The following is a 25,591-nucleotide window of genomic DNA, read 5'->3' as shown; positions in this document are numbered from 1 at the left end:
ACTTCCTCACACATGAGCGAATCCAAGAAAAAGAAAGTAGTCATCATCGGCGCCGGTTTCGGCGGTTTACAAGCCGTTAAAAAACTCTCCCAAAACGAAAACCTCGACATCACCGTCATCGATAAAAAGAATCATCACCTCTTCCAACCTCTTTTGTATCAAGTCGCCACCGCGGTTTTAAGTCCGGCGGACATCGCGATTCCGACCCGTTCTTTGGTTGGGGAAAGTAAGAATGTAACCGTAGTTTTGGGCGAGGCGACCAAGATCGACCCGGCGACAAAGACGGTTTACTATCAAAACACTTCAACAAATTATGATTATCTAATATTGTCCGCAGGCGCGAAATCCAGTTATTTCGGAAACGATCACTGGGAAAAACACACGATCGGCCTGAAAAATCTCAAGGACGCGCTTAAAATCCGTCATAAACTTTTGATCTCCTTCGAGAAAGCCGAATTATCCGGAGATCCCGAGGTCGTCAAATCGCTGTTAAACTACGTGATTATCGGCGGCGGACCGACCGGCGTCGAACTCGCGGGTTCCATCGCGGAACTTTCGCATCAGATCATCCGAGACGAGTTTCATACCATCGATCCCGCGTTGTCCAAGATCACTTTGATCGAGGCTTCTCCCCGTTTGCTCATGACCTTCGACGCTTCTTTGGGAGAATTCACCAAAAAACGTCTGGAGAGTAGGGGAGTCGAGGTTCTTGTGGGGACCCGAGTGATCGACATCAACGAGCACGGGGTTCAACTCGAAGGGAAAACGATTCCCACACAAACCGTGATCTGGGCCGCGGGCGTTCAGGCGAACGCCATCGCAAGCACGTTAGGCGCAACATTGGATCGAGGCGGTCGTGTGATGGTGGACGAGTTCTGCAACGTGGAAGGTCATCCCGAACTTTTTGTCATCGGGGATATCGCCAATTATTCCAAAGGATTGGAGCGTCCTTTGCCCGGAGTTTCTCCCGTTGCGATGCAACAGGGAAGATACGTCGCGGACTTGATTCGAAACGATCTCAAAGGAAAAAAAAGAAAACCGTTTCATTATATCGACAAGGGTTCTATGGCTACGATCGGAAGAACGGACGCGGTCGCTCAGGTCGGCGTGTTGAAGATGAAAGGTCTTTTCGGTTGGCTCGCTTGGTTGTTCGTTCACTTATTCTATCAGGTCGGATTTAAGAATAAGGTTACGATTTTAATCACTTGGGTTTGGTCTTACATCGCGTTCCGCGCCGAAGCGAGAGTGATTCAAGACGAAATCAGCGCGGACAACAACGGATCGACCTGATTCTCCGTAGATCGATTGGAATCGATATACGTTTGTAACCCGATAAACGTCACTCTTCTTCCCCCGGAATCAAAGAGGTTTGTCGGGTTTGTGCGGTTTTAAGAGACAAAAAATTCTTGAATACTTCCTTCTTGCGGGAAGAATGCTCTGGAAATGAACCCCTCGTGCTGGACAGGCAAGACCATCGTAGTCACCGGAGGATCTTCGGGAATCGGAGAAGCCGTTCTTGAAACTCTTTCCAGGCTGGATTGTAAGCTGATCAATCTTTCCAGAACGGAACCGGCTTTGTTAAAACGAAGTGGAAATACGGCGGCGGATCTGATTCATATTCCCACCGACTTGAGTTCGGAAAAGGAAATCGATAAGACCGTTAAAAAAATTTCCAAAGACTACAGAGGCATCGACGTTCTTTTTGCGAACGCGGGAGTTACCACACATTCCCGGTTTGACGGAACACGCATAGAAACCTTTCGTAAAACCTTCGACATCAATTTTTTCGGACCGATCTATCTGATCCAAAGACTTCTTCCTCAGATCAAATTGACCCGAGGTTCCGTGATCGCGACTTCCACGGTGAGCGGGCTCTACGGAATTCCGGGAAGAAGCGCGTATTCTTCCTCGAAGTCCGCGTTACACGCCGCTTTGGAAGCCGCAAGAATCGAACTCTCCGAAGAAGGTTTGTCGTTTATCATTTTTTGTCCTCCTTATACGAAAACAAAACTGCGCGCTTCCGGTCTCGACGGAGACGGGAACGTTTTGAACGAAGCGCAACATTCGAGTTCTAAGATAAAATCTCCGCAAGAGGTCGCGCTGAAAATGATCGAAGCGGTGGAAGATCCCGAATCGAGACTCGTCATCATGGACAGTTCCGGATTCTTCCTAAAATGGTTACGCAATATCGCTCCCGCGTTTTTGGAGCGAACTCTATTCAAAAAACTTTATAAAGATTTTCACTAGAAGGAAAGCATGGAAACTAGAAGCATAGTAAAGGAATTTCAGTTCGACTATCCTCTGATGAAGGTTTGGAACGCGGTCACCGTAAACGAGGAATTGATTCATTGGCTCGCGGATAAGGTCACCGGTCGTCCGAAAGAAGGCGCTAACTTTGCGTGGACTTGGAGACTCGGAATGGAAGGCGATCTTACAACCAACGGTATTTATAAAAAGATAGTTCCTTTAAAAGAATTGATACTACTTTGGCAGGACCATCCCGCGGGTGAAATCGAATTGAAGTTGGAATTCCATTCCTTGGGCGATCATTCTTCCAAGTTGGTAGTAACGAATTCGGGTTATCCCGTAGGCGATAAATACGACGTTTGGATCGAAGCCGCGTCGGACGGATGGGAAGAAGAAGGAAAACATTTGAGAGATTATCTTAAAAAATCTTGAACGTGCAAGGCCTCTAAAAAAGATGGTAAAAGGAACCTATAGGAAAGGTGATTTTACCTGTGGAACTACCTGAATTAGAGACTTACTTTCAAACCCTCACAGACCTCACCGATACGATCGCCGTCGTCAATTCTCCCTATGAATCGGACTTCGAGCAGGACATCGGCCAGTTGGAACAGTATTTTACGGACATCGCTTCCAGACCTTGGGAAACTTCCGATCGTGAATACTTCAATCTGTTTTCCAGTCACTTCACATTTCACGCAAAGATCGTTGAAGAGATCATTCACGAAGCGAGACGCGTTTTGATTCCCGAAAGAAGAATCTACGTGAAACGTCTTGTCGCTTATCATAAGCACGCAGAAGAATGGTTCGCGGATCTTCAGAAGAAACGCAAACATTCTCAGAAAGACATGGTGACCGCCTGATTTCATTTGACAGTCAGCCGCTTCTCTAAGAACCTGAGCCGGTGTCTTTACCGGCTCTTTTCATATTAACTTCTTCGACCGGGAGAATCTCTTGAAGTCCAAGCCCTTCCTCTGGTATCCAGTCCTTCTCTTTTTCGCAATCTTTCTATTCGATAAAATTTTCTTTTTGGATAAGGTACGCGACTACGTAAAACAAGAGTTCACGTATATCTACTACGACGTCAAAAAGGAACTTCTTCAGGAGATCGTTTCCAAATACGGTTCCGAGGGAGAATATTCCAAAAACCCTGTAAAGAAAAAGAAACTTATGATTCTCATGGGTTCTTCTCGGATGTTGTATTTTCAAAATTCCGAGCTTCAGGCGTTTTATCCGGATTGGGATATCTACAATCTTTCTTCCGCGGTTACGACTCCCGCGTATTATCTCTACTTTTTGGAAGGACTTGCCAAGGGCGGAGTGAACCCGGATCTCGTAGTAATCGAAAGCGATCCGTTTCAATTCAACAAGAACAGCACTACATTCAAAAAATCGAATTTAGCGAACAGCTTCGATCCGATCTTCATTCTAAAATACGCATGGACCTTGGGTAAGGAAAACGTAAACTATTACTTCGCGAATTTTCTCTTCGGTGTGAGTTACAACAAGCCGTATATCGGAAACGTAATCAAACGTCTGAAAAACGAGAACTTCGAAATCGGCGAAATGTTGAAGTCGATGACGATCGCAACGCTCAAAACCGATAAGGGAAATTCGATTTCACCGGCGGGCGCGTATGTCGAAAAGGATTTCGGTAAGATCCAGGAATCGGCGCGCAAAACAGTGGGTTGGATTTATCCTTCGTATGCTCCTTCGGAGATGCAGTATTCTTTTTACGGGAAAATTCTGGATCTGCTTCGGGAAAAAAAATGGAACGCTCTGTTCGTAAAACCGGGGGCGTCGGCGCCGATGGAGAAGGTCTTAAACGAGTTGAACATTCCCGAACCGTGGTTTCAAATCGTTCGTCCTCTTCACGAAAAGGCGGGAATTCCTCTGGTGGATATGAGCAAGGATTCTTATTACGCTTGTAACACGTATGCGGATAGCGGTCATATTTCCTTGGATTGTTATAGACCCTTCATCCGATTCATTTTGCTTCACTACTATCTCGATAAAAAATAAATTTCGCGGAGCCGTTCGATTCTCGGCTTCGGAATTTCTTGACTTTTGAATTCGACTCTTTAACGTTTGTGGGAAGTTTTTAAACTTACAAGGAATAATCATGAAACAACTCTGCTTGTCTCTTCTCGCAGTCGTGGCCGTTTCCTGTTCTACGATTCCCGGCGTGGAAAATAAGGGCAAGGATCAGGAAATTCAAATTCTCCCTCCGAATATCCGTGTGGAAAAATATAAGGAAACCTTCAACATGAAGGCGGAAGGTCCGGTCGTTACGGATTGCGGCGGCAAACCCTGTACTCCCGAACAACTCGACGGTTTAAAACCGGATCAGATCAAGAAGTTCAAAAAGAACGGAGCTTGGAAAGAATATCAGGAGAAGGAAGATTCCGCTACGAAAAAGAAAATCAGCGTTCTCATTCGTACCGGTGAATACAAGGACGATAAACGCGAAGGTTCTTGGAAAACCCTTTATGAAACCGGAGAAGTTCTTCGCGACACTCCTTACGTCGGCGGCTTGAAGGAAGGCGAAGAGAAAAAATTAAAACGCGACGGAACTCAAACCGAAAGCACCGTGTACAAAGCGGATAAGAAGAACGGACCTTATTGGAAAAAGAACAACGAGGGTCTGATGGACGAGGAAGGCTCTTACAAAGACGATCAAAAAGACGGTCTTTGGACGGAATACTACGCGGAACCGGGTCAAAGCGGCGCGAAGAAAAAAGTTTCCAATTACTCGAACGGCCTGAAACAAGGCGCGGAAACTTCCTATCACAAGGACGGAAGTACGGTTCAAAGCGAAGGTTCTTATAAGGACGATCTTAAAACCGGAATCTGGAAAACGTATTACGATAACGGCGCGATTCAGATGGAAGGCGGTTACAAACCGAAACCGGCTCCCGCGGACGAAAAGGAAAAAGATCCGAAAGAAAAGAAGGCTCTTCGTTCCGGTTATTGGAAAGAATATTATAAAAACGGAAACGTCTTCGCGGAAGGTCAAAGGGAACATACTCGCAAAGGAGTTTGGAAGTTTAACTGGAGCAACGGAAATCCCGCGTACAAAGGCGAGATGATGAACGAATTCATGATGTCCTCCGCGGAAGCGTATAACAAGGAAGGACAACTGATCGGAAAAGGAAAACTTCAATTCTCGATCATGAACATCGACGAAGCGACTAACGAGCTGAAGGCGAGTTACAAACCCGATATTCCGTTTACGTATTACAAAAACGGAAATAAACAGTTCGAAATCGTGAGCGACGCGAAAGCGATCGAATACGACGACAACGGTTCCAAAATCGGAGAAGGTCCGATCATGGTCGGCACGAACAAGAAGAACGGTTGTTGGACGGTCGGTTCCGGTAAGGTTTATTACATCAACGGAAACGAAAACAAAAGAATGGGAGAAATGCAGGGTTGTAAATAATCCTGAGGAATTTTCCCGCGGTTCGCTGAATTCGTTTCAGCTACGTTCAAAACAAAGACCGATGTCTGATCGATCTTTGTTTTAAAACGAAAAACCGTATCGAAAGCGGAGGCTGAAAGGCTTCCGCTTTTTTGTTTTCCGGTATGAATGCTTTTCGAAATTCACCGATAATATCGTATGAGCACTGAAAATTCTCCGCGCTCCTTTTGGAAACGCGATCTTACCATTTTTATTCCCACGGCGATTTTGTTTTTTATCATCGGTTATCTTCTGAGAAGTTGCGCCCCCGGTTCGGATATCGGGAGAACGGCAAAGGTGACGTATAACGGATCTTTCACGCAGGGGATTCTCGTTTCCATGGATCGTAAGATTTTAAAGATCACCGATCCGGATCAGGAGATTCCCACGGACTCGGTGGAAAAGATAGAATTCTTAGCAGAAGAAAAACCTTCGGACTCCGCCGAACTTTCCGCAAACGATAAACTTTTCGTGGGAACGTATCAACTGACCGTCGGTCCGCACAAAGGAACTCTCCAGTTTTTCGGAGGGAAGAACGGAAGACTTTACGGAATTCTAAAATTCTCGAATTGGGGAAAAGGAAAAGCGGAACCGCTCGGCGGAATTTTTACGAAAGGAAATCAGATTCAATTCGTTCGTTCCTGTGTCGGCGCGAAATGTTCCGAGATCGGTAGCAACGTTCCATTCTCCCAAAAATATTCGGGCGTTTTGGAAGGGCGTTCGATCAGCGGAACATATCGAGGCAACAATAGCTCGGGCAACTGGGATGCGAAACGTTAAGGCGCATTCGCGGAGGCCTAACTCCGGAGCGATCTGAATTTCGCAACACAGGTTTCGCAGTTCGAAGAATGCTTGAATCGGATCGTAGGTCGTCCGATTCTTACCTTATGGAAAAAGATCTGCTTTCCGCAGAAGACGTGGAGTTTGCCAGAATCAAACTGGAAACTCTCAAAAAAGAATTGGGAAAAGAAATCACCGGACAAGACGAAGTCATTCGAAACGTCCTGGTTTGTCTCGTATGTCAGGGTCACGTTCTGCTCGAAGGAATGCCCGGTCTTGCAAAAACATTGCTTGCAAGATCTCTCGCGGGCGCCCTCGATCTGGACTTTAAAAGAATTCAATTCACACCCGATCTTTTACCCGCCGACCTTGTCGGAACAGTCGTATTCAATCCAAAGACAACGGAATTCGAAACGAGAAAAGGACCCGTGTTCACAGGGGTTCTTCTTGCCGACGAAATCAACCGCGCGCCCGCAAAGGTTCAATCGGCTCTTCTGGAAAGTATGGAAGAAAAGACGATCACGATCGGCGATAAAACGTATAAACTCGATAAACCCTTTCTCGTGATCGCGACGCAGAACCCGATCGATCAGGACGGAACGTATCCTTTGCCCGAAGCGCAGATGGACCGTTTTTTTATGAAAGTCAACGTAAGTTATCCCGCTTTGGAAGAAGAGGTCGCGATCCTCGATCAACACGGAAAACTCAACGCCGAAAACGGAAAGATCAAAAAGGTGGTCACCGCCAAAGAGATTCTAAAACTTTCCTCTTTGCTCGACGACGTGTTCATCGAAGAGAAGATCAAATCGTATATCGTTCGTTTGGTTCGCAATACGAGACCGGAGGAAAGAACCGTCCCCGAGTTGATTCCTTATATCCGTCACGGAGCTTCTCCGCGCGCGTCCTTGAGTATATTAAAAAGTTCTAAAGCGAATGCCCTTTTAAACGGAAGAACATACGTGATCCCCGAGGACGTAAAGGTTTCTCTCGTGGAAATTTTAAGACATAGAATTCTTCTTACCTTCGAGGCGATCTCCGAGGAATTGAACGTTGAATCCCTGATTCAAACCGTTGTGGAGGCGACTCCGGTTCCTTAAGCCCGAGTTTTCCGGACGATCTTATGATCCGCAAAGAATTCTTATCGATTCTATCGAGTTTGGAGCTCGGACGCAAAACCCGTTCCTTAAAGGAAAAGACGGGAAGCGCGGAAAGTTCCAAACGGGGAAGAGGTCTCGACTTCAAAGACGTTCGTCTTTACAGTTTCGGAGACGATACGCGTCTCATCGATTGGAACGTGACCTCCCGTTTCGGAGAACTTTACGTCCGAGAATTTTACGAAGAGAAGGAAAGACAGGCCATTCTTTTTTACGATATATCCTCTTCGATGGAATGGGGTTCGGGAGAATTTTCCCGCGCGGAAAACGCGTTTCAAGTTCTCGCGCTCGTTTCCTTGCTTTATGTTCAAAAGGGGAATCGCGTTAAGATCGTTCTTTATTGCGACAAGGTGGAATGGGAAACCGATTTTTTAAAGTCGAGAGACGAATTGCTTCCCGTTTTGAAAAAGATTTCCGCAAAGGACCTCGTAGCGCGCCCTTCCGATCCTCTTTTACCGTTTCAATATCTGAAAAACCGGGTTCATAGACACGCGGAAGTGTTTTTGTTAAGCGACTTCATCGGAATCCGAAGTCTAAAAAAATATTCCGGTTTGAAAAAACATTATTCCCTGCACGCGGTTCGATTTCGGGACCCGCTTGAAGTCGATCCGCCGAAATCATTAATGTCCTTTTTTTATACGCGCGACCCCGAAGAAAAAACCGGCGGGCTTTTGGGGAAAAGTTTTTCTCCCGAATACGAACTCAAATCCTTGCGTTCTTATTTTCAATCCTCCTTTTTGGATCTGACCGAACAGGATTTGAAATCCAAGGATCTGATCCGGTATTTTTCAAAATGAGAAAACAAATTCGGATTTTATTATATTCTTGGATTGTAATGTTTTGTGCGGGTTCGGCCGGAGTCGCGGAGTTGGACGCCGGAACCGTGGAAACGATCGTGCCGGAAAAGGCGTTGATCGGGGAAAAAATCCGTTACGAACTCAAATGGACCGGAAGCGAGGTCAAGGACGTTCAGTTTCCAGAGCCCGGTCTTCACTTTTCGGAACAGGCGCCGGATCTTCCTTGGTTCGAGGTTTTGTATTCCGAAAAAAAGGAGAATTCACTCGTCGTCGACTTCGCGTATTACGTTACGGGAGAATATTGGATCCCCGTTTCCTGGACCGATGCAAACGGTAAAAAAGAATTTTCCAAAGAAAAAGTTTTTATCGATTCTTCGATTCCCGATTCGGATACGGGACCGGCGGATATCCTTCCTCCGATGACCTTTTCCGGTTCGTATTGGGGAAGGCTTCTCGTGTTTTTGATTCTTGCGGGTCTGCTCATTGCCTTCGGGACGTATGCGTATCGCATCTATTCATCGAAAAATTCTCCGTTAGACGCCATCATTCAAGCCGAGCCGACTCTGGAAAGAATCGAAGTTTTTGAGATCCGGTTGAACGAACTCTTAAAAAAAGAACCGATTCCCGCGCGTGACTTCGCGCGTTTGTTGTCCGGTTATATCCGCGAAAAATCCGCGAATCTTTCCGGAAGAAAAACGTCCGCTTTTACCGAAGCGGAGTTGTTTCGATTTTTATACGATCAGTTTCCTTTCGAGGAAAGGGAACTTCAATCCTGGAGAAAATTTCTAACCGAAAAAAAATTCAGACCGGGAGACGCGTTTCTGACAAAGGAAGACGCTGAGGAAAAATTCTCACACTGGAAAGGGATCTGGGATAAAAAATGAATTTCGAATATCCGTACGCTCTTTTTCTTTTGGCCCCGGTTTGGATCTGGACGTTCGTATATTATAAAAATAAAATGTACTTAAGGAGAATGGGAGTCCGTCTCCCCGGAAGAAGAGAAGGAGTTCTTTCCAAGTTTGAAAATCTCGGAATCTTTCTTCCTTTGCTGCGTCCGATCGCGATTAGCTTGATCGTTGTGGCGCTCGCGGGTCCCGGTAAAAAAACCAGTTTTCTTCCCGATGAAAAAGAGGGGATCGACATCATGATCGCCTTGGACGTTTCGGGTTCCATGTCGAGAAGCAGGGACTTTCTTCCCGAAACAAGACTCGGCGTTTCCAAAAAACTTCTCAGAAGATTTATCGAAAAAAGAACGAACGACCGTCTCGGTCTTGTTGTGTTTGCGGGCGCGGCATATCTGCAGGCTCCGTTAACGGGCGATCGCGAATCTCTCAACGAAATCTTAGGAACGATCGAAGAAGAAACCGTTGCGGAACAAGGAACCGCGATCGGAGACGCGATCATTCTTTCCACGTATCGATTGAGGACTTCGCAGGCGCGTTCGAGATTGATCGTTCTCATCACGGACGGAGTTTCCAATACGGGCAAGATCGATCCCGTGACCGCCACCGATCTCGCCGAACATATCGGAGCGAAGATCTATTCGATCGGAATCGGAAAGGAAGATAGTTCTTACGAGATCAATTTTGAAATCCTTCAAGAACTTTCCGCAAATACGGGCGGTCAATTCTTTCGCGCCGAAGATCCGGAAGAGATGAGGGCCGTACTTGCGTCGATCGACACTCTGGAAAAAGATCCTTTGCAGGCTCCTCCCAAGGAAGTCCGCGAAACGGAATACGAGATATGGCTCTATCGCGCGCTTGCGGTTTTGTTTTTGGATCTGATGTTGCGATCCTTCTTTTTCAGGTATTACGTATGAACCACGAATTTTCCGCGTATCTGAAAAACATCTTCCTCGCCGCGACGGTCGTTTGGATAGTATATTCCTTTCTTAGAATATTCGTTGTTTATAAAATAAAGGAATGGAGAATTTTTTATCCCGGCTTGGAACGCGTTTCCTCCTTTCCCGATACGCGTCTTGTTTTTGCGAGAATTCTTCTGATCTTTGCGGTTTTGGCCTGCATCTTTTTTTCCGGTTTGAAAACCGATTACAAGGATGAAAAAAGGGAGGAATCTTTCAAAGGAGTCGATATACTCTTTCTCGTGGACGTAAGCCTTTCCATGCAGGCGATCGACAACCAACCCAATCGATTGGCGCGGTTTAAGGAAATTCTTTTGCGTATGTTGCCCGGACTTTCCGGAAATCGATTCGGTATGATCGTATTCGCGGCCAGCCCGTTTTTATACTGCCCGATGACTTCGGACATAGCCGCGTTTTCGGATTACGTGCGCGGTTTGGACGTCGATATGGTGGGGGATCGGGGAACGGATTTGAACAAGGCATTTTTAAAGGCGGACACTCTTCTCAAATCGGAAAAAGTTTTTCGAAATCGGATTCTGATTTTGGTTACGGACGGAGAGGATCAAAACGATCCCGATCCGATTTCTTTTCCGGCGGATTTTCAAGTTTGGGCTGCGGGAACTCCTGAAGGCGGGCCGATCGCATACAGCGACGAAGAATCTGGGCTCAGCGGTTTTCTTCTGAAGGATGGAACTCTTACACCTAACGTCAATTCGGCGGGAATCATCCATTCCAAGATGAACCGTAACTTTTTGAGAAATCTCGCGAGTAAAAACGACGGATCCTTTTATACCTTGGATACCAATCCGCCCGATCTCGAAACTCTCAAAAAGGAGATTCTGGTTTTGGAGGAGAATTTATACTCCAGGAAAAAGGATCTGAAACGCGCCGAAGGTTCCGGAAAGTTTTTGTTCGCGGCGATTCTTCTCCTTTTGACGGATTGGATTTTTGTGGAATCCTTTCTTTTTTCAAAGAGAAAATCGGGATCGGTCGCATGAAAGAAAAAACGGGAGTCGCGACGTGAAACGGATTCGTACATTCAAATATTCGATCATTTTAATATTCTTATGCTCGGTCGCGCCTTTGTTTTCGGTGGAGCTCGATCCCGGAGGAAGCCGCGTCGGCGAGGGTTTGGAACACTACAATCAGGGGGAATATCTCGAATCCCTGAGAATGTACCAGGAAGCGGAGTCATATTTTCCGGAGGATTCAAGATTGGAATTCAATCGGGGTTCGGCGGAGTTCAAATCGGGTAACATCGATAAGGCGATCCGCCATTTCGAAAAATCCGCAAATTCTCCCTCGTCCTCTCCCGAGGTTCAATGGAAGTCCCGATTCAATCTGGGAAACAGTTATATGCGCGCGGGAGATCGGAAAAAGGCAGCGGAAGAATACATCAAAGCCCTAAAGCTCAATCCGAATCTTTCTGAAGCGAGAAAGAATCTGGAATATCTAAGTCGAAATCCGCCGCCGAATCAAAGTTCGCCGAACGGAGGTCGAAACTCCGGAAAACAACCGAAGGATTCGAAAAATTCTCCGTCGCAAAACAATTCTCCGCAAAGCCAAGGCGGCGCTTTCTCGGGCAACGGAAATTCTCAGGAACAGAAAAACAAAGAGGACGGTTCTCAAGATCCGAGGGATCGTCTTACGGACGAGGAAACAAAAAGAATCATGGATTCTCTGGACTTGAATAAGATCCGGAGAAAAAGTAGAAAGAGTCGGGATCGAGAGGTTTTTTGGTGAAACGGATTCTTCTTTTATCCTTTTTGTTTTGCGCGTTTCCGATCTTTGCGGATGAAACCAAATTCTACGTTACGCGAAACATGTTTCATCTCGGCGAAGAATCGTATGCGGTTTTTGAAATGGACGTGGGGGCCAAGTTCGCCATTCCTCAAAATTCGGTTTCGAACGGAGACGTCACGGTTTTTTACGCGGGTTCGGAAGAGAACACGACGATCATCAACTTTCAGGTTTTTAGAAAACGTCTTTTGAAATTCAGAATCAAAGCCTTGCGACAGGGAGTGTTTTCTCTTCCGCCGGTTAGCATCGAAGTGAACGGAAAAAAATTCGTTCCCGGTCCTTTGCAGATTCAAGTTCTTGCAAGATCGCAGACCGCAAAGAGCCGAGGCGGTTCGTTCTTCGATCGATTCTTTCAGTTTGAAGGAGAGGATCTTCCCGAAAACGCGGACTTAAAAGTGATCTTTCAAACGAGTAAAAAAGAGGCGTGGATCGGAGAACCTATCATCGGTTATTTTACGTTGTATTACAGGGACGTTCGCAAGCCGTACTTCGATCGCAACCCCGCGGACTCGATTCAATTTCCGTATTTCAGAAGCGAAATTCTTACCGGTGTCGCGGTGAAAATTCCCGATCAGGTTTTATACGAAGGAAACATCTACGACATTGCGGTTTACAACAAGGAAATTTATTCTTTGATTCCGCTTCGCGCGGGAGAATTTCATCTCGGCAAAACCACGTTTTCTCTCGAAGGCCAACTTCAATCCTACTTTAACGTAAAGACGGTTTCCACGACTCCGAATCGGATTCGAGTGAAGGAACTTCCCAAGTTCGAAGGAAACTTCAGCGGCGCGGTCGGAAAGTTCAAGGCGCGAGCGAGAATCAAAAACGATCCGAACTCGATCGAAGCGGGCGACACTTTGTATCTCAGCGTTACGATCGAAGGGGAGGGGAATCTTTCCTCGGTGATCGAACCGATTCCGGTTTGTACGGAGGAAAAAAATTGCTCCTCCGGAATCACGTTGTATGACACCGCAAGAACTTGGAAATTCACCGAATTGGAAAATTCGGGTTACGGTTTTTATTCGACCGCGAGATTCGAATACGGAATTCCGATGCGTACGATCGGAATTTGGAAGGACGAAAAACGGAGCTTTACGTTTTTCGATCCCGACGCGGGAAGTTATAAAACGATTTCGTTGGACATTCCCTCGGTGAACGTTCTGCCCCCGACTCGAAACAAAAAACATTCTCGGGAAGCGAATTCGATCCGTCCGATTTCGGAAGAATGGAATATTCAACTTTTATTGTTTTCATTCGCGGTTTTGTTCGTCGTGTTCGCGGGAATTCTTCTTTGGACGCGGATGAAAAAAACGGACGCGGATTTAGGCGCGATCGTATCGTTTCCGATCCTATTTCCGATCTGGGGAATTCCCATTCTAAAAGAACTTGACTTGCGAGTGGGGACCAAAAGAGGCTTGGTATTAAGGCAGTCCCTGCTTGCGAAAGGGGTTTCCGAATCCGACGTTTCCTTTTTGGTTCAAGTATCCAAGGGAGAATCCGGTTTTGCGGAACTTGCGGTTCGGTTAAACTTTCAAGATCGAAAACATCTGATCAACGCGGCGAACCGCCTTTTGAAAAGTAAAAAAGAGGAAGATCTATGAGCGAAGAAATCAAAGGCAGAATTTCCGTCGAGACGGAGAATATTTTTCCGATCATCAAAAAATGGCTCTATTCGGAAAAAGACATCTTTATTCGAGAACTCGTCTCCAACGCAAGCGACGCGATCACGAAGCTGAAAAAGATCGCATTCTCCGAAGAGTTCGAAGGCGGCACGGATTATAGAATCGATCTCGAATTCGATCAGGAAAAAAGAACTCTTACGATCGAAGACAACGGAATCGGTATGAGCTCCGACGAGGTTCAGAAATACATAAATCAGATCGCATTCTCCAGTGCGGAAGAGTTCGTAAAAAAATTTCAAGGAGAAGGCGCAAAACCCGAAATCATCGGTCATTTCGGTTTGGGTTTTTATTCCTGCTTTATGGTTTCCACAAAGGTAATCATCGAAACCAAATCTTATAAAAAAGGTTCCACCGGTGTGATCTGGGAAAGCGAATCCGGTACGGAATTCTCCTTACGCTCTTCGGATAAAACCACAAGAGGAACCAAGATCACTTTGTTTCTCGACGGAGATTCGGGAGAATATCTCGATCAGTGGAAACTCAAGGAACTGATCCGCAAATACTGCGACTTTTTGCCGGTCGCCATCTTCGTAAAAAACGAACAAGCCAACAAACAAACCCCTCTTTGGTCCGAAACTCCGTCTTCCGTTACCAAGGAAAAATACGAAGAGTTTTACAATTATCTTTTTCCGTTTTCGGGAGAACCTCTGTTTCACGTCCATCTAAACGTGGATTATCCGTTTCGTCTTCAGGGAATATTATACTTTCCTAAACTAAAGCACGAGCTGGACGTAAACCAATCGGGGATCAAACTCTATTGCAACCACGTGTTCGTAAGCGACGACGCGAACGATCTGGTTCCGAAATTCCTCACGGTTCTAAAGGGAACGATCGACATTCCCGATCTTCCGCTCAACGTTTCCCGTTCTTATCTGCAAAGCGATCCTTTGGTGAAGAAGATCTCCGCGCATATCGTGAAAAAAATCGCGGATCGTCTGAACGAGGAATTCAAAAAGAGCGAAGAGGACTTCAGGAAAAACTGGGACGAGATTTCGATTTTCGTAAAATACGGAATGCTCACCGACGACAAGTTCTACGAAGCCGCGAAGGATCTCGTGTTCTTTAAAACTTCGAACGGTGAAATCACGCGTCTCGAAGACTATTGGAATAAGAACAAGGAAAAGAACAACGGCAAGGTCTTTTACGCGAACGAGTCCGAAACTTCTTCCGTATATATGGATCTTTTAAAGTCTCAAGGACTTGAGGCGATCCTTGTGGACACGAGAATCGATTCTCACTTCGTTCAATTTTTAGAATCCAAAAACCCGGACATGAAGTTTCAGAGAGTGGACGCCGAACTTGCGGACGGGGTTGTGGATCAGGAAAATTCTTCCCAGATCGTCGACGGGGACAATAAGACCGAAGCCGATCGTGTGCGCGAACTTTTCGAAAAGACCTTAAAACGGGACGGTTTGGAAATCAAGGCCGAACCTCTCAAGGCGGAGGGAGTTCCCGCGGTGGTTCTGTTGTCCGAGCAGTTACGAAGACTCAGCGAGATGAACATGATGGGCGGGCAGAAACCTCTCGATCTTCTCAAGAATCATACGCTCGTAATCAACACGAAATCCTCTCTTGTGAAGAACATTCTTTCCTTATCGAAGGGAGTCGGTTCGTCTAAGGCCGATAAGCTGGTCCGCACAGTATACGATATGGCGCTTTTGTCCTCTAAAATTTTCGGAGAAGCGGAGTTTGCAGAGTATATCAAACGGACCACGGAGACCTTGGAGGAACTGAGCGCCTCCTAAAAACCGGAAAAAAGACTTGGAATTCCGAAGTTGGTCCGATACATATATTGTGCGTTTTATGGATCGACTTCGGACAAAACTGTTTCTGATTCTTCTCCTAACTTCGGCGAACGTTTTATCCGCTCAAAACGCGCCGACGTCGGCTCCCGTATCCCAACCGGCCAATCCGGAGGAGAATGGGGACGTTCACAAAAAAGACGCCGCAACGCTCGATAAGGAATACTACGAATATTACTTCCGTACGATCCCGGACGTGGACGCGCTCGAAAAGGCCAAATTAGAATACAATCTCATCCGTTCCTTCAAACTCGAACTGAGAAGAAGAGAACCTTCCGTAACGCCGGAATATCTCAAACAGATCAAAGCGGCGAGCATTCGCTACGAAAGGGTTCAGGGGAATTCGATCTGGATGCGCGGAATCCGAAATCAAATGCAACACATTCGATTTCAGGAATATATGTATATCGTAATATACGATAAGTATTTTTTGTATATATCCTACGAGATGAATCCTTCGCGTTACGTGATGGAGCCGTATCAGGTTCAGTTGATTTTCCAAAAGGAAAATCCGTTTTTTATCAAGCTGCCTGATCCTTGAAGATCCAGTAATAGATTCCCGAGAATAGAAGAAGTCCGGAAAAACAAAGTCCGGCCATCGCGAACGTTTCCAAAAAGTCGAAGTCGTTGATAAACAGGGAATTCTTTTTGATCCTCGCCAGAACCCTGGTTTTACCGAACGTCTCGAAGGTCAGTCTTCGCACTTCGATACTGTCTCCCACCCTAAGCCTTTGATGAAGATTCTCGTCCACTTGTTCCGTGATTTCGTATAACTTTCCCAATTCGTCGGGAACGCGATACGAAACGAGATAGGCTCTTTTACCCGATTTTTCGACGCGAACGGATTCCGTGAGCGTTCCGAAAACGGTCGGACCGGGTTCTCTTAGACTTTGATAGACTTGGTCGAGATGTTTGTTTTCGCCGGAGACGATGAGATAAAAAGGAAGAAAAAAAAGAATCGAACTACATCCGATCGTTAAAAGGATCTTATAAAACGGAGTGGTGTACGACGAGTTCATGTATAAGAACGATCCGGTTCTAAACCGTTAGTTTTCCAACGCTTACGATTATTACAACCAGATAAAATAGAATCGAACGCGGAAATTCAGGATGGCGACGTTTTTCATTCCTGAAAAGTTCGACGTATGAATCTCTCCAGATCCCAATTCTTGCGATACTTAGGGAAGGGCGCCGCCGCGCTCGCGATCGCAAAGTCCGGTTCTCTCCTTGGCTCGACAAAGCCGTCGAAGCAAAAGTTGGAAACGTCCGTTCCTTCTAAAAAAAATTCTTTCCCGAAATTTCAACCGATCTCTTCGAGCGAAAGGGACGCGCTGATTCTTCCCAACGGTTATAAATACAATACGATCGCTCTTTACGGCGATAGAATCAATCCGCAGGGAGATACGTTCGGATATAACTCCGACTTCAATTGTTTTCTTCCGTTTGCGAATAAGAAGGACACGGGTCTTCTTTGGAACAATCACGAAACTCTCGGAATTTTGGAATACTACGTCAACGGATACGACGTTCTCAAACCGGGACCGAACAGAAGAACGGACAAACAGATCGAACAATATCTTTATTCTCTCGGCGGTTCCGTGATTCGAATCGCGAAGAACAACGGAGAATGGACCTTGTCACCCGATTCTAAATACGGTAGAAGGATCAACGGTCTTACGGAATTTCGTCTAACGGGTCCGGCCGCCGGAAGTCCCGCGATGGCCAACACGAATCGCGCTTTCGGAACCTTCGCAAATTGTTCGGGCGGAGTCACTTTTTGGAACACGATTCTTTCCTGCGAAGAAAACGTGGAATGGGTCATCGAACCTTGTAAACTTCCGCACGAAACGCATTACGGTTGGGTCATCGAAGTCGATCCTTTCGATCCGAAGTCGACTCCGGTAAAACACACCGCCCTCGGAAGATTCGCACACGAAAACGCGGCCCTCGTTTTGTCCCCCTCGGGCAAACTCGTGGTTTATATGGGAGACGATGCAAAGGACGAATACGTCTACAAATACGTTTCCAAAAACACATACGACGCTTCCGCGGGCGCGGGCAACTCCGCGCTTTTGGAAGAGGGGATTCTTTACGCCGCAGACTTCGATCGCGGGATTTGGATTCCTCTGGATCTGGAAACCAACGAAACATTAAAGAATGCTAAAAAAGAAAACGGTGATAGACGTTTCCAAACACAAGCGGACGTTCTGGTTTATTGCAGAGAGGCCGCAAAACTCTGCGGAGCGACTCCGATGGATCGTCCCGAGGATATAGAAATTCATCCTTTGGACGGAACCGTTTTTATCGCGATGACCAACAACGACAAACACGGAAATTTATTCGGACAGATTCTCCGCATCCAGGAAAAATCGGGGGATCACGCGGGAATGGAATTCGACTTCGAGGTGTTTGCCGCGGGAGGAAAGGGTTCCGGTTTCGCTTCTCCCGATAACATGGCTTTCGACGCGTCCGGAAATCTTTGGATGGTGACCGATATTTCCCAGAAGAACTTAAACAGATCCGTATATAAGAAATTCGGCAACAACGGTTTGTTCGTGATTCCTACGGAAGGAGACGACGCGGGACGTGCGTTTCAGTTCGGTTCTTCCCCGATCGGGGCGGAGTTTACGGGGCTTTGGTTTACTCCGGATCAAAAGGAATTGTTTCTTTCGGTTCAACATCCGGGGGAGAATACGAAGGATTATCAAAATCCTACGAGCCACTGGCCGCACGGAGGAAATTCCATGCCGAGACCGGGAGTAGTTGCAATTTATCTAAAGTGATTGGTGCGGCCTTACTTGGCCGCGATTTCGATGGCTTCGGCTTCCGTGGTCAAATGAGTGAACGGTTTCCAAAGTCCTAAAAGATTGAAGATTTGGATCACCTTTTCCGAGGCTTCCGTAAGAAGAAGTTTTTTACCGTCGTTTGTGAGTTTGTTTCTTAACTCGAAGATCGCGCGGATTCCGGAGCTGGAAATGTATTTGAGTTCGCTCAGGTTGAGAATCACGACTTCCGGGTGCGGAGGATCGATGATCTCGCTTTTGAAATCGGTAAAACTGCTTTCATCCAATCTTCCGTCGAGTGAATACACAAAAACTCCGGCCGAGGTTTCTTTCTTTTTGATGTTCAATTGACTCATAACTTACGAACCACTACGTGTAATTTTTTTTGGGAGAGGCTAAATTCAGCTTTTGCGCCGGGTGGAAAATCGTAAATCGTTTCCGCAAGCGAATCGATCGAAATTCCGCCTTTCATTTCCGAAATCAAACTAAAAGTATCAGCCACCGTAAAATGATCCAGAGTATACCGAGTATGTTCCTTTTTACGAAGCTCTCTACAATAGACTTTAAAAAACGGAGATTGTTTGTCAAAACTTGTATCCGTGTTCTCACAGGACATAACCCAACCGGTGGAACCCGCGCCCGTATACACGAGAAGCCCGGAACATTTCTGTTCCTCCATTTCATCGCCGTGACAGATTAGAAATCGGCTCGTTAAATCGGGGCTGTTGTTTCGGATCGAAATCTCGCTGATCCCCTGCAAGGTGCTGACCTTTCTCCCGTCGGGATAATGAATCTTCACTTCGATCAGGGGCCATTCTTCGATGGCCGCGTTCTCCCATCCGGTTTCCAGGGCCTTTTTGAGATCGTCCACGTGAAAGGAAAGAAGCGCTCCGACGGAAGTGGGCGGGTCGGAATTACAACCGATAACCAAAGTGTCCACTGCGTGATGCGCCACGAACGTAAAATGATTGTCCCCACCGAGCGCGATCACGAGATCGAAACCGGAAGGAGGATGTTTGTCCATGTCCTTTCTAAAGATAAAAGTGCTTTCGGGAAAAAGTTTTTTGAGAGTTTCCCGGTTCTCCAGTTGTCTCAGATGGGATTCGTGGATTCTCGGGAAAGAATCGTTTTGGATCTTATAGATCCTTTGGATTTTTTCGAGAGAACCCCATTCTTCCAGATCCAATTCGAACTTGGTTCTTTTCCCGAGAATGAGAACCCGTCTTGCAGATTGTAACCGTTCCAAGGACATTGAATGATCCAAATACAAGATCGGTTTGAAAACAGAAACCCATTTTTCGGGCGGGAAGAATTTTCGGCGCTCGGAATTTTTAGGTCCGGCGCGTTTTGCGGGAACGAAAGATTTCGAAAAAGAGTCGAACCGTTTTTTCGAATCGATCGTTTCGATTTCTTCGATTAGGCGTGGATCGGCTCGGAGGAAACGTCCTGATCCCGGTCTTCGTCCCTCGATTCTTTTTCGGCCACGAGCGCTTTTAAGGTCGCCATGATCATTCTAAACTTGGAACGATTTCCGACGAGACGATAGAGTTCCACGAGATGTTTCAGATTTCGGATATTCCCCGGTTCTCTCGAACGAAGACGTTCCGAATATTCGATCGCCTTAAAGTATTCCTTCGTTTTACGAAGCGTAAAGGAAGTGTAATATAGAAATTCGTTGTCGAACGGAAACTTCGCGATGTAATTCTCCGCATAACCCGCCGCGGTCGGATATTCCTTTTGGTGAATGCAGATTCTTGCAAGTTGTTTGTATAAACCCGGATCGGAGGAGCTGATCGCGAGAGCCTTTTCGAAAAGTTCCCTCGTCCGCACGAGATTCTTCTTGCGGATCTGTTGGATTCCTTCCTTGACGAGAAGATTGTATTCGTCCCCGGCGGACGGAATTTTCTGAAGAGGAAGTTCGGCGGGGGTTTTATATGCAATTTTCATAATAGAAAGATCGTCCGTGACCTCGCCCGCGTGGTTCAGAAGTTTTTCCAAATCCTGAAGGTCTCCGTTTGCGAGTTCCACAAGTCTTAAAAAAAGCGTTTCGTCCTCGTTCATAAACGTTTCTTCCGAACCCGGTTTGCGGAGGAGAATGTCGTCTCTTCCGTCCGAACCGATGAACAAAAAGTCGTTCGGTTCGAGTTTAAAAACGCGGATGATCGGCTCGGACGCATTCTCCGTAAACCCGATCTTACGCAGAAGCAATTCTGGATCCAAGAATGTGGCCTTTCCGTCCCGGTAAAGAACCATCCAAGGATGTTCCGCGTTGATGGAATACAAGGCTCCGGTTTCGTGATCGATGAGCGCGATGACCGCGGAGACGAGCATACTTCCGTCGAACGTCACGAACACGTTTTGAAGTTCCGTATAACAATCCTTCAACCATTTCTCGGGAGTTTTTTTCTGATTGGAACGGGAAAGCTGAGTTCTGGTTACGATCGCTTTGAAGACGGTTCCCATCACGAGCGCGCCGCCGGCGCCTTGGATGGACTTGCCCATCGCGTCCGCGTTTAATACGACGAGATAATTCTTACCCATCAGAGTTATCTCTTGGATGGAACAAAGATCTCCTCCGATTTCGGAGTTCTTGGTTCTAAACCGGAATTCCTTTTTTTGTTTGAGAATGGATTCGATTCTCGTGTTCTCGTCCGCGTAACGAAGAGACGTCAGAGGTTGAATGAGAAGGGAAGTGAGATAATAATCCCCGTCCTGTTTTTCCTTTAAAGCTTGGACTTCGTTTAACGTTTCCTGAAGCTCCTGGGTTTTCTCCTCCACCTTTCTTTCCAAGAAAAGTTGATGATCGAGAAGTTCCTTCTTCATGTTTACGAAAACTTCTCCCATCTGACCGAGTTCGTCCGTGCGGTCCAAATCGATGATGGTCGTTTCGTCTTCGGAAGGATTTTTCATCGCGAAGTTCAACGCCTTGACCGCGTTGATGATATCTCGCGAGAACAGATACGAAACGAGAAGAATTCCGATAAAGATCGAAAGCGCCAAAAGGCCGCAGTAGATCCAGAGATTTCGGGTCGTGTTGTGCAGTTCGGTTTCGTCGATCAAAAGCAAGAATTCAAGAGCGAGATTGGTAAGCCCTTTGTTTTCGTACGGAATCCGAGTCAGATAAAAATGCTTTCCGTTGAAGGAGAATCGGGAACCGCTCTTCAAAGATTGGATCGGATGATTTTTCAGATATTCCTGGATCATCGGACCCGAGGTGGAAATTTGTTTTTCCTTTTCGTAGATCGCCATGTGAACGTCGCTCGAGCCGGTGATGATCTCGGTGAATTTCTGATCCACAACCTGACCGACCAATACTAAAGAGCCGTTTCGCAAAGGCGATGTTACTCGAAGACCAAGACCGCTGTGGCCGAGTTCGAGAGTGGAGGCGATCTTTCCGTTCAACGCTTCCTGAACGATTTTTTGTTTAGACTTATCGTCTCCGAAATCTCCGGGCCTGTGGAAACGATACACCACTTTGCCCGAAGAGGAGATGACTTCGAAGATCGAGAGGTCGTATTGTTTCATGATCCCGAGAAAATATTCTCTCTGAGAATCCAAAAGACCTCTGTTGTTTGAACCCGCTTCGAGAATCGAAATCGTTTTCGAATTTCGCTCCAACTCCTTGAGCATAAAGCGGATCGTTTCTTCTTTGTGTCTGAGTTCCTTTTGAAAATCCACCGATTTGTCGAGAGCCCGTTTATCCTGCGGCTCGTTTTTGACTCGGTCGATCATCTGGATGAAAGTGATCGCGAGAATCAAAACCAAAAACAACTGACTTGCACTTAAAATTAAAAATATTTTTTGACGAAAGCTCATAAACACTCACTGGATATCGGATGGTATCTTGAATCGGGTATCAAAGGATCTGTATTTTTTTCGAATCGCTCCCGGACCGGAAGGTTCGTTTTGTTTTTTCAGCATGAAAAACGAATTATCACTTGAACCCATAGCATCGAAAGGTAGTTTAGAAATCCCCCGGTTTTCAGATCGGGAATGTGAAAATCTCGTTACAGAAATAAAGAGCTTTATGTCCCCAGAAGAGAAACGAATTCAAGAATTAGAAGATGAAAACAAAAGACTCAAACGGCAGATAGAAAACACGGCTCAGTCCCCTTATCTGAAAAAGGGAATGGCGAGCGTGCGTTATTACGCCCGAATCTTCCGCGAGGAAATCGTAGAAAACGAAATCCGGGGAAGAATCGACGAAAGTTTGGGAACGTTATACGAAATCAAGAACTTCGTACATCGTTATTCTTCGTTAGCCGGTCTCGATCCCGATACGATCCGAATCATAGCGACCGAAGCCACGCAGAATATCGTGGAACACGGCCAGGGAAAATACGCCGAAATCGAATTAGAATTACATAATGAAGTTGTGAATCCGTTTTTTAAGATGTCCTTCAAACACGAGATGCAACCCGGGATGAAATATACCCTGTCGCAGATCAACGAAAACGTAAAGAAGGGCGACTTCTCCTCCGAACTTTTCGACATAGAAAGTTCAAGGGGTAGGGGAGAATTTCTCATGAAGGAACTCGCCGACGAACGCCGGGTTTTAAACGGAGTCGAAATCACTCCCGAAGGCAACAAGGTCCATTACTTCAAACGGGTGCTCATCAATTACCGGGATCCGAAAGGCCCGAGAGACGTTACGAGCTTCGACGAAATCAAGGAAGAGATCGATCGACTCGATCCGGAAGAAGCCCTTTGTTACTTTCACATCGATCACAGAAAGAGCAAATTGTCCTCGGTGACGATCGTCGTCGCATCTTCGAGAGAAACCAAACTCAGAACGTTGATGGAAGAATCCGGTTTTTATCTCGTACACAAGGACAAATACTACAGAGCCGTGTTTTGTTCCTTCGAACCTACGAAAGAATTCACACCGTCCGAGCTTGAAAATCTTTTTGAAAAGGTCCGCAAACAAGTGGAGATCGAAAAGGAATGAGTTCGGATTCCGCATCGGGTGGCGCGGGCGGAAGTTCTGCCGGATTTCCGTTTCATCCGTTCCAGGACTTTTTGTTAGGCGAAGTCCTACTCAAAACCTTGCTGGAAACCGGAGTGACCTCCGAGTCCGCGGAAGAGGCCGTGCTTTCGCATCTTTCCTCCGATTCAAAGAATTTCGTATTCACTCCCAACGCAAAAAAACAAACCTTGCTCAATCTTTATCCCGAAAAGATCAGAAACTTTTTGAAAACCGGAAAGAAAGAGGAAATCAAAAAAGAATTCAAAACGATGATCGCGACCGAGGGGAGAATGGATCTCGCTCTCGAACTCCTCGAGTGGTTGTTTACCGGGTTCGACGAAAAAGAATTGTTAAACGAATTGTTCTCCCTCGTTCTGAACGATCGGATTTCCCTCGCCGAAGATTTTTTAGATCGACTTAAAAAGAATTACGAAGAGGAAGTTTTAAAGGATCTGGAAAATTTGGATTGATCGAAGTCGGGCTCGGTTCGCTCGTCAAACGTTCGACTGCGCGCGGAAGTTCGAGTTCTAAAATCTAAATTCAAAAGAAGTTTATGCAGCGGCCTTCGCCGCAAAAACAAAAAAGCCCGCGCTTGTTTTTAAGCTACGGGCTTTTTTATATATTAGGAGTTTCTAAATTAAGCGGCGACCGTGGAAGTCGAAGTAGGTTCTACGATCACGTCCGAACCGCGAAGAACTTTTTTCCCCTTTTCGGTCCAAACGGCTCTTTGGATTTTGATGATTCTCAATAGATGAAGAACCTTCATCACTTGATACGTGATATCCAATTCGAACCAACGGAACGCGAAGTTCGGAGAATTCGGATGAGCGTGGTGATTGTTTTGATACAATTCTCCCCCGATCAAAAAGTCCACGAATAGAGTGTTCTTAGAGTTGTCCGAATTTTCTTTATGGTTTCTGTAGCCATACATATGACCGCACCAGTTAACGATCGCTCCGTGGATCGGTCCCATCAACCAATGAACCGGAAGAAGAAGATACCAACCGTATTGACCCGCAGGAACAAAGTAAAGATAGAATAACGTGTAAAGGGTTCCGAACGCAAGTCTGAACGTCCATGAATTGCTGAGAGCGTCGACCGTCGGCCATTGCGGATAGTTGCCTTTGAATTCTTTTTCAACGTTAGCCGTTTCTTCCAAGATCGCTTCGTAATTCAAGGCGGTCTTCCACATCATATCCAAAAATCCTTTGGAAGCGACCGGAGAATGCGGATCTTTGCCGGTATCGCTGTAAGCGTGGTGTTGTCTGTGCATGATCGCGTAAGCGCGCGGATTCAGGAAGGAAGAACCCTGAGCCACACAGGTAAAGATGTAAAAAAACTTTTCCCAGAACTTGTTCATCTTGAACATCGCGTGCGCCGCGTATCTGTGAAGGAAGAAAGATTGCGCAAAAGCCGATAAGAACCAATGTGCAATGAAGAACGATAGAATGATCGCCATTTAGTTTTAACCCCTGTTGAAAAATACGAGCGAAAGATCCGGGGTAGGTTGCAGAAAAGTTGCGGGCGGAACAAAAAAAAACGCAATGAAAAAGTTCGAAAAAAGAATTCGGACTTGTAAGAATTCCGAAAACAAGGGCGAGAGTATGTCAAAAAACCGAACCAGACTTACAGAACCGAGTTCGGTTTTTCGATTTTATCAAGGGAAGAATCGAACGATTACTTACCTTTGTGAACCGGTTTGACGGAAACGCGGATCGCATCCACCTTAACTTTGTAACCGCCGGAAACCGTTACGATTCCTTTGTAAAGATCGGAGACGTCCGTAATCTTAGCGATGAACCAAGAACCGTTGCGGGATTCGTCCTTGTTCTCGGGAGCGCGGTACCCGTCTTCGGTTCCGATATCGGCCATGATGACCACGGTTCCGATCTTAAGATCGCTCGGTTTCGCGATTTCGGTTGCGTAATAGAATTTCGTCCAGACCTTGTTGCCGTCGTGAACTTGAAGAAATTCTCCTTCGTTTTTCGTTTTAGAAGAAGGCGCCGTGAGTTGTTTCGCAAGATGAACGTGAATCCAAGCTTGGTTTTTGAATTCTTCCTTAGTGATAAAGAAATCGTCCGGTTGAATGTAGTGCGCGTCTTCTTCCGCAAAAAGATAAGAAGGTAGAAGGCTGATACAGAAAGCGATCGCAAACGTCGCGCTTACAGAACGGAAAGTTTTTTTCATTTTTGACTCCTTGTCAAAGTTTCACTCTTAATTAGGGTTTTCTGTTAAAGACCGGACCTTGCCGATCGGATTAAG

Annotated in this window: 24 protein-coding genes and 1 pseudogene; 19 read left to right on the top strand and 6 right to left on the bottom strand. The window is 46.2% G+C overall.

Annotated elements, in window-relative coordinates; translation table 11 throughout:
* Positions 1-12 precede the first annotated feature (12 nt).
* The 16 genes and pseudogenes from LEP1GSC052_RS01725 (at position 13) to LEP1GSC052_RS01650 (ending at position 16,121) form a co-directional block, all read left to right on the top strand.
* Positions 13-1,290: an NAD(P)/FAD-dependent oxidoreductase gene (locus tag LEP1GSC052_RS01725; protein ID WP_020985456.1), complete on the top strand. Its 1,278-nt coding sequence runs from the start codon at positions 13-15 to the stop codon at positions 1,288-1,290.
* 142 nt (positions 1,291-1,432) lie between these two features.
* A pseudogene (locus tag LEP1GSC052_RS01720) lies at positions 1,433-2,247 on the top strand (SDR family NAD(P)-dependent oxidoreductase).
* A 9-nt stretch (positions 2,248-2,256) separates the two neighbouring features.
* Entirely contained in the window at positions 2,257-2,679 is a 423-nt protein-coding gene (locus tag LEP1GSC052_RS01715) for an SRPBCC family protein (protein ID WP_010572222.1), read from the top strand.
* Positions 2,680-2,738: 59 nt separating this feature from the next.
* The gene (locus tag LEP1GSC052_RS01710; RefSeq protein WP_010572223.1) at positions 2,739-3,107 is read left to right on the top strand and encodes a hypothetical protein; all 369 of its coding nucleotides are present in this window, start codon (positions 2,739-2,741) and stop codon (positions 3,105-3,107) included.
* A 91-nt stretch (positions 3,108-3,198) separates the two neighbouring features.
* On the top strand, positions 3,199-4,266 hold the full coding sequence (locus LEP1GSC052_RS01705) for a DUF1574 domain-containing protein (RefSeq protein WP_020985385.1): 1,068 nt from the start codon (positions 3,199-3,201) through the stop codon (positions 4,264-4,266).
* Between the two features lie 100 nt (positions 4,267-4,366).
* The gene (locus LEP1GSC052_RS01700) at positions 4,367-5,686 is read left to right on the top strand and encodes an LIC20035 family adhesin (protein ID WP_010572225.1); all 1,320 of its coding nucleotides are present in this window, start codon (positions 4,367-4,369) and stop codon (positions 5,684-5,686) included.
* Positions 5,687-5,863: 177 nt separating this feature from the next.
* Positions 5,864-6,484 carry an LIC20036 family protein gene (locus LEP1GSC052_RS01695; protein ID WP_010572226.1) on the top strand — a complete coding sequence of 207 codons (621 nt, stop codon included), beginning with the start codon at positions 5,864-5,866 and terminating at the stop codon, positions 6,482-6,484.
* Between the two features lie 107 nt (positions 6,485-6,591).
* Positions 6,592-7,581, top strand: coding sequence for an AAA family ATPase (locus tag LEP1GSC052_RS01690; protein WP_010572227.1), 990 nt, complete (start codon positions 6,592-6,594; stop codon positions 7,579-7,581).
* A gap of 23 nt (positions 7,582-7,604) precedes the next feature.
* Positions 7,605-8,435 carry a DUF58 domain-containing protein gene (locus tag LEP1GSC052_RS01685; protein ID WP_010572228.1) on the top strand — a complete coding sequence of 277 codons (831 nt, stop codon included), beginning with the start codon at positions 7,605-7,607 and terminating at the stop codon, positions 8,433-8,435.
* The gene (locus LEP1GSC052_RS01680) at positions 8,432-9,319 is read left to right on the top strand and encodes an LB_053 family protein (RefSeq protein WP_020985493.1); all 888 of its coding nucleotides are present in this window, start codon (positions 8,432-8,434) and stop codon (positions 9,317-9,319) included. Before LEP1GSC052_RS01685 ends, LEP1GSC052_RS01680 begins: the two co-directional genes overlap by 4 nt.
* Entirely contained in the window at positions 9,316-10,254 is a 939-nt protein-coding gene (gene batA, locus LEP1GSC052_RS01675) for a VWA domain-containing protein BatA (protein ID WP_020985395.1), read from the top strand. The genes LEP1GSC052_RS01680 and batA overlap by 4 nt, the downstream gene beginning before the upstream one ends.
* Positions 10,251-11,294: a VWA domain-containing protein BatB gene (batB, locus tag LEP1GSC052_RS01670; RefSeq protein ID WP_010572230.1), complete on the top strand. Its 1,044-nt coding sequence runs from the start codon at positions 10,251-10,253 to the stop codon at positions 11,292-11,294. Before batA ends, batB begins: the two co-directional genes overlap by 4 nt.
* Positions 11,295-11,316: 22 nt before the next feature.
* On the top strand, positions 11,317-12,039 hold the full coding sequence (gene batC / locus LEP1GSC052_RS01665; RefSeq protein WP_020985458.1) for a TPR repeat-containing protein BatC: 723 nt from the start codon (positions 11,317-11,319) through the stop codon (positions 12,037-12,039).
* A complete protein-coding gene (locus LEP1GSC052_RS01660; RefSeq protein ID WP_010572232.1) occupies positions 12,033-13,697 on the top strand; it encodes a BatD family protein in 1,665 nt (554 codons plus the stop codon). The genes batC and LEP1GSC052_RS01660 overlap by 7 nt, the downstream gene beginning before the upstream one ends.
* Positions 13,694-15,523: a molecular chaperone HtpG gene (htpG, locus tag LEP1GSC052_RS01655; protein ID WP_010572233.1), complete on the top strand. Its 1,830-nt coding sequence runs from the start codon at positions 13,694-13,696 to the stop codon at positions 15,521-15,523. The genes LEP1GSC052_RS01660 and htpG overlap by 4 nt, the downstream gene beginning before the upstream one ends.
* A gap of 16 nt (positions 15,524-15,539) precedes the next feature.
* Positions 15,540-16,121: a hypothetical protein gene (locus LEP1GSC052_RS01650; RefSeq protein WP_010572234.1), complete on the top strand. Its 582-nt coding sequence runs from the start codon at positions 15,540-15,542 to the stop codon at positions 16,119-16,121.
* On the opposite strand, the gene LEP1GSC052_RS01645 is transcribed toward LEP1GSC052_RS01650, so the two are convergent.
* On the bottom strand, positions 16,102-16,599 hold the full coding sequence (locus tag LEP1GSC052_RS01645; protein WP_020985490.1) for a hypothetical protein: 498 nt from the start codon (positions 16,597-16,599) through the stop codon (positions 16,102-16,104). The genes LEP1GSC052_RS01650 and LEP1GSC052_RS01645 overlap by 20 nt on opposite strands.
* Before the next feature lie 126 nt (positions 16,600-16,725).
* Between LEP1GSC052_RS01645 and LEP1GSC052_RS01640 the strand changes: the two genes are divergently transcribed.
* The gene (locus LEP1GSC052_RS01640) at positions 16,726-18,363 is read left to right on the top strand and encodes a PhoX family protein (RefSeq protein WP_020985416.1); all 1,638 of its coding nucleotides are present in this window, start codon (positions 16,726-16,728) and stop codon (positions 18,361-18,363) included.
* Positions 18,364-18,374: 11 nt separating this feature from the next.
* Here the strand turns inward: LEP1GSC052_RS01640 and LEP1GSC052_RS01635 are convergent, their stop codons facing one another.
* The 3 genes from LEP1GSC052_RS01635 to LEP1GSC052_RS01625 all read right to left on the bottom strand — a co-directional run bounded on the left by LEP1GSC052_RS01635 (position 18,375) and on the right by LEP1GSC052_RS01625 (position 22,179).
* The gene (locus LEP1GSC052_RS01635) at positions 18,375-18,719 is read right to left on the bottom strand and encodes an STAS domain-containing protein (RefSeq protein ID WP_010572237.1); all 345 of its coding nucleotides are present in this window, start codon (positions 18,717-18,719) and stop codon (positions 18,375-18,377) included.
* The gene (locus tag LEP1GSC052_RS01630; RefSeq protein ID WP_010572238.1) at positions 18,716-19,615 is read right to left on the bottom strand and encodes an NAD(+)/NADH kinase; all 900 of its coding nucleotides are present in this window, start codon (positions 19,613-19,615) and stop codon (positions 18,716-18,718) included. The genes LEP1GSC052_RS01635 and LEP1GSC052_RS01630 overlap by 4 nt, the downstream gene beginning before the upstream one ends.
* A 164-nt stretch (positions 19,616-19,779) precedes the next feature.
* Positions 19,780-22,179 (bottom strand): SpoIIE family protein phosphatase, encoded by a 2,400-nt coding sequence (locus tag LEP1GSC052_RS01625; protein WP_010572239.1) that lies wholly within the window; start codon positions 22,177-22,179, stop codon positions 19,780-19,782.
* 211 nt (positions 22,180-22,390) lie between these two features.
* On the opposite strand from LEP1GSC052_RS01625, the gene LEP1GSC052_RS01620 reads away from it, so the two are divergent.
* Both LEP1GSC052_RS01620 and LEP1GSC052_RS01615 read left to right on the top strand, forming a co-directional pair.
* Positions 22,391-23,311 carry an ATP-binding protein gene (locus tag LEP1GSC052_RS01620; protein ID WP_010572240.1) on the top strand — a complete coding sequence of 307 codons (921 nt, stop codon included), beginning with the start codon at positions 22,391-22,393 and terminating at the stop codon, positions 23,309-23,311.
* A complete protein-coding gene (locus LEP1GSC052_RS01615; RefSeq protein WP_020985405.1) occupies positions 23,308-23,799 on the top strand; it encodes a hypothetical protein in 492 nt (163 codons plus the stop codon). Before LEP1GSC052_RS01620 ends, LEP1GSC052_RS01615 begins: the two co-directional genes overlap by 4 nt.
* 167 nt (positions 23,800-23,966) lie before the next feature.
* Here LEP1GSC052_RS01615 and LEP1GSC052_RS01610 read toward each other — a convergent pair whose 3' ends face one another.
* Positions 23,967-24,788 (bottom strand): acyl-CoA desaturase, encoded by an 822-nt coding sequence (locus LEP1GSC052_RS01610; protein WP_020985438.1) that lies wholly within the window; start codon positions 24,786-24,788, stop codon positions 23,967-23,969.
* Positions 24,789-25,006: 218 nt separating this feature from the next.
* Positions 25,007-25,516 carry a hypothetical protein gene (locus LEP1GSC052_RS01600; RefSeq protein WP_010572242.1) on the bottom strand — a complete coding sequence of 170 codons (510 nt, stop codon included), beginning with the start codon at positions 25,514-25,516 and terminating at the stop codon, positions 25,007-25,009.
* Positions 25,517-25,591: the final 75 nt, after the last annotated feature.

Origin of the sequence: Leptospira kmetyi serovar Malaysia str. Bejo-Iso9, from assembly GCF_000243735.2 — a bacterium.
Lineage (GTDB): Bacteria > Spirochaetota > Leptospiria > Leptospirales > Leptospiraceae > Leptospira > Leptospira kmetyi.
The sequence above is the reverse complement of the archived record's forward strand: the minus strand, read 5'-3'. Positions and strand labels throughout refer to the sequence as shown.